Source organism: Streptomyces sp. (genome assembly GCF_035563135.1).
Taxonomy (GTDB): domain Bacteria; phylum Actinomycetota; class Actinomycetes; order Streptomycetales; family Streptomycetaceae; genus Streptomyces.
Genome location: NZ_DATMVN010000825.1, coordinates 1 through 4,215 on the forward strand (window position 1 = coordinate 1; position 4,215 = coordinate 4,215).

5 protein-coding genes are annotated in these 4,215 nt (G+C 68.8%); 2 read left to right on the plus strand and 3 right to left on the minus strand.

The genetic code is table 11. The annotated features are described in order from the left end of the window. Nucleotides 1-63 precede the first annotated feature (63 nt). Both VN520_RS36535 and VN520_RS36540 read right to left on the minus strand, forming a co-directional pair. Complete coding sequence (locus VN520_RS36535) at nucleotides 64-1,398, minus strand: MFS transporter (RefSeq protein WP_325751258.1); 1,335 nt, start codon at nucleotides 1,396-1,398, stop codon at nucleotides 64-66. Between the two features lie 99 nt (nucleotides 1,399-1,497). Further along, a complete protein-coding gene (locus tag VN520_RS36540; protein ID WP_325751259.1) occupies nucleotides 1,498-1,938 on the minus strand; it encodes a MarR family transcriptional regulator in 441 nt (146 codons plus the stop codon). A gap of 146 nt (nucleotides 1,939-2,084) precedes the next feature. On the opposite strand from VN520_RS36540, the gene VN520_RS36545 reads away from it, so the two are divergent. Further along, the gene (locus VN520_RS36545; RefSeq protein ID WP_325751262.1) at nucleotides 2,085-2,321 is read left to right on the plus strand and encodes a hypothetical protein; all 237 of its coding nucleotides are present in this window, start codon (nucleotides 2,085-2,087) and stop codon (nucleotides 2,319-2,321) included. A gap of 51 nt (nucleotides 2,322-2,372) precedes the next feature. Here VN520_RS36545 and VN520_RS36550 read toward each other — a convergent pair whose 3' ends face one another. Beyond that, a complete protein-coding gene (locus VN520_RS36550; protein ID WP_325751260.1) occupies nucleotides 2,373-3,824 on the minus strand; it encodes an NCS2 family permease in 1,452 nt (483 codons plus the stop codon). A gap of 176 nt (nucleotides 3,825-4,000) precedes the next feature. Here VN520_RS36550 and VN520_RS36555 point away from each other — a divergent pair. Beyond that, the coding region (locus VN520_RS36555) for a DUF2530 domain-containing protein (protein WP_325751261.1) at nucleotides 4,001-4,215 on the plus strand (215 nt) is incomplete at its 3' end.

Below are 4,215 nucleotides of genomic sequence, written 5' to 3' on the forward strand. Positions count from 1 at the left end.
GGTGGACATGCGCCTGCCCTCCTCCCCGGCCGGGGAGGAGGGCAGGCGCATGTCCACCGGCTCTCAGGCCGCCGTGGCCAGCTGCTCGCGCGGGACTATGCGCACGTGCGGGCGGCCCGGGCGCAGGTCGACCTTCAGGCGCAGGCCGCCGACACGCGTCAGGATGAAGCCGACGCCGAGCGCCGCGACCATGGAGATCGCCCCGCCGGCCGCCATCCCGGTGCGCGCACCGTAGGCGTCGCTGATCCAGCCGACGATCGGGGCGCCCACCGGGGTCCCCCCGGCGAAGACCATCATGTAGAGGCTCATCACCCGGCCCCGCATCTCCGGGTCCGAGGCCATCTGGACGCTCGTGTTGGCGCTGATGTTGGTCGTCAGGCCGATCATGCCGATCGGGACCAGCAGCAGCGAGAAGAGCCAGACGGTGGGGGACAGTGAGGCCGCGATCTCCAGCAGGCCGAACAGCGTGCCCGCGGCCACCAGCATCCGCAGCCGCGAGGAGCGGCGGCGGGCGGCGAGCAGGGCGCCGGCCAGCGAGCCGGCCGCCATGAGGATGTTGAAGAAGGAGTACATCCCGGCGTCGCCGTGGAAGACATCGTCCGCGAAGGCCGTCAGGAAGATCGGGAAGTTGAAGCCGAAGGTGCCGACGAAGCCGACCAGGACGATCGGCCAGACCAGCTCGGGTCTGCCCGACACATAACGCAGCCCCTCACGCAGCTGGCCCTTGGCACGCTTCACGGTCACGGACGCGTGGAGCTCGCTCGTACGCATCATCATCAGGCCGATCAGCGGCGCGATGAAGGACAGCCCGTTGAGCATGAACGCCCAGCCGCTGCCGACCGTCGTGATCAGGACGCCCGCGACGGCGGGGCCGATGAGCCGGGCGGACTGGAAGTTCGCCGAGTTCAGGCTGACCGCGTTGCGCAGCTGCGCGGGGCCGACCATCTCGGAGACGAACGACTGGCGCGCCGGGTTGTCGACGACGGTCACCATGCCGAGCAGGAAGGCGATCAGATAGACGTGCCAGACCTCGACGACGCCGGAGAGGGTCAGGGCGGCGAGTGCGATGCCGCACAGGCCGAGCGCTGCCTGGCTGATGAGGAGCAGACGCCGCTTCGGGAGCCGGTCGGCGATGACGCCGCCGTACAGGCCGAAGAGCAGCATCGGGAGGAACTGGAGGGCCGTGGTGATGCCGACGGCCGCGGCGGACCCGGTGAGGCTCAGGACGAGCCAGTCCTGCGTGATGCGGGACATCCAGGTACCGGTGTTGGAGATCACGGCGCCCGTCGCGAACAGGCGGTAGTTACGGATCTTCAGCGACGAGAAGGTCCCGCCGGTCTTGCTCTCGTGGGTGGAAGTCGGTGCGGGGGCGGAGTCTGCTCCGGATCCCGTACTCAAAAGAGTTCGCCTCCTCGGACGTGTACGACGTGCGGACTGACGAAGACGTGACGGCGGGGCGCTGCGGGCTCCGGACTGCGGGCCCGCGCGCCCCGGCGGTCAGAGGTGGGCGAGCTTCTCCAGCACGGGCGCGGCGGCCCGCAGCTTCTCCCACTCGTCCTCGTCCAGGCCCTCGGCGAGGCGGGCCAGCCAGGCGTTCCGCTTGGAGCGGGACTCGGCGAGCATGGCTTCCGCCTGCTCGGTCCGGCTGACCATCTTCTGCCGACGGTCATCGGGGTGCGGTTCCAGTCTGACCAGCCCCTTGGCTTCCAGCAGCGCGACGATGCGGGTCATCGACGGGGGCTGCACGTGCTCCTTGCGGGCCAGCTCACCGGGGGTGGCGGAACCGCAACGGGCGAGTGTGCCGAGCACCGACATCTCGGTGGGGCTCAGCGACTCGTCGACGCGCTGGTGCTTCAGGCGCCGGCCCAGCAGCATCACGGCGGAGCGAAGGGAGCTCACGGCGGCGGCACTCTCACCGTCGTGGATCAGGTCAGGCATGTTCCTTAGCGTAACTCATTAGCTGTGCTAAATACCACCGGGTGGTACACGCGCGAGAAACTAATCACCCGAACGAGTGACTACGGTGCGGAATGAGCCGCGAAACGGCCGGGTGTGCAGCGACGCTGCTTGGCATGGGATCGACAGTGCTCAGCCTGCGGATGGACGGTGAGCTGCTCGACCGGCTCCGCCGGCACGCCGCCAGACGCGGCATGAGCGTCCAGGACTACGTGGTCCGGACGCTCGTCCGCGACGATTTCGACGAGCGCTTCCACGCGGCCGTCGACGAGACGGAGAAGTTCTACGGGGCGGATCCCTGTCACACGGAGAAGCCCTGCGGGGCGGAGCCCCGTCACGCGGACCCGGCCGACCGGGTCACATGACGGGGATCCGCCCCGCAGGGGTGGGGACGGCCGGGACGTCCCCTCACGCGCTCACGTGAGGCCGAGCGCCGGCATCGCGTAGTAGAAGACGAAGACGGCGGACACCACGTACATGGCCGCCGGGACCTCCCGGCCGCGCCCCGCCGCCAGACGCATCACGCTGAAGGCGATGCAGCCGATGCCGATGCCGTTGGTGATCGAATACGTGAGCGGCATCATCAGCATGGCCAGGAAGGCCGGGACGGCGAGCGTGAAGTCGCTCCAGTCGACGTCCCGCACGTTGCCCGCGAGGATCAGGAACCCGACCGCGATCAGCGCCGGAGTGGCCGCCTGCGAGGGGACCATCGTCGCCAGCGGCGTCAGGAGCAGCGCCACCGAGAAGAGCAGGCCGCTCACCACGCTCGCGAGTCCCGTGCGGGCGCCCTCGCCGACACCGGCCGTGGACTCCACGAAGCAGGTCGACGCGGAGGAGGAGCTCACACCGCCCGCGGCCACGGCGACGCCGTCGACGAGCAGGACCTTGTTGATGCCCGGGAAGTTGCCGTCCTTGTCCATCAGCTTGGTCTCGTCACCGACGCCGAGGATGGTGCCCATCGCGTCGAAGAAGCAGGACAGCAGCACGGTGAAGACGAAGAGGATGCCGGTCAGGAGGCCGACCTTCTCGAATCCGCCGAACAGGCTGACCTGGCCGATCAGGCCGAAGTCCGGGGACGAGACCGGATTGCCCGGCCACTCGGGGACCGTGAGCCCCCAGGCGCCGTCCGGCAGGTCGGCGACGGCCTCGATGACCAGCGCGACGACCGTCATGACGACGATGGAGAGCAGGATGGCGCCCGGCACCTTGCGGACGATCAGCGCGAGGGTCAGGAGCGTGCCCAGGACGAAGACCAGGACGGGCCAGCCGTTGAGGTGGCCGTCGCTGCCGAGCTGGAGCGGCACGGTGGTGTGCGCGGCGTCCGGGATGCGGGAGACGAAGCCGGAGTCGACCAGGCCGACCAGCAGCACGAAGAGGCCGATGCCGATCGCGATGCCCTTGCGCAGCGATCGCGGCACGGCGTTCATCACGCGCTCGCGCAGCCCCGTCGCGACCAGCAGCATCACGACGATGCCCGCGAGGACGACCATGCCCATCGCGTCCGGCCAGCTCATGCGGGGGGCGAGCTGGAGGGCGACGACGGTGTTGACGCCGAGCCCCGCGGCGAGCGCGATCGGCACATTGCCGATGACGCCCATCAGGAGCGTGGAGAACGCGGCCGCCAGCACGGTGGACGTGACGAGCTGGCCGCCGTCGAGCTGGTGCCCGTACATGTCCTTCGCGCTGCCGAGGATGATCGGGTTGAGCACGATGATGTACGCCATCGCGAAGAACGTGGCGAAACCACCACGGACCTCGCGCGCGACCGTGGACCCCCGCTCGGAGATCTTGAAGTAACGATCGAGGGCGCCGTGGGGCTGCTGGGGCGTCGGCGGCTGATCGACCGGAGCGGTGGCCGAGGAGGACATGTATGACCTTCAGTCGTGCATCGAGGGAATGAGAACAGTCGGATTTGGATGTTCACACGAATAATTCGAGTCACCCATAAGCAGATTCAGTATGAATACATAAGGGAAAGATCGCTATCTCCGCGCGTAGATCCTTGGGCCGACTGGCTCGTCGGCACCCCGGTTAGACTGAGCGCATGGAGAAGTGGACACCCAGGCACGAGGCACCCGAGCCCCTGGAGGGGCCGGTCGTCGCCACCGTCACCGGCGGCACGATCCTCTGGTTCGTCCTCTTCCTCGTGCAGGTCCCCTTCTACGGCTGGTTCGACGACCGCGGCCACGCCTGGTGGATCTGGGTGTGCCTGGCCGGTGCCGGACTGGGCCTCATCGGCATCTGGTACGTCCGGGGGCG

Coding starts and splice junctions, on each gene's coding strand:
- VN520_RS36540 (WP_325751259.1), bottom strand. CDS start 1,938: ATGCCTGACCTGATCCACGACGGTGAGAGTGCCGCCGCCGTGAGCTCC.
- VN520_RS36550 (WP_325751260.1), bottom strand. CDS start 3,824: ATGTCCTCCTCGGCCACCGCTCCGGTCGATCAGCCGCCGACGCCCCAG.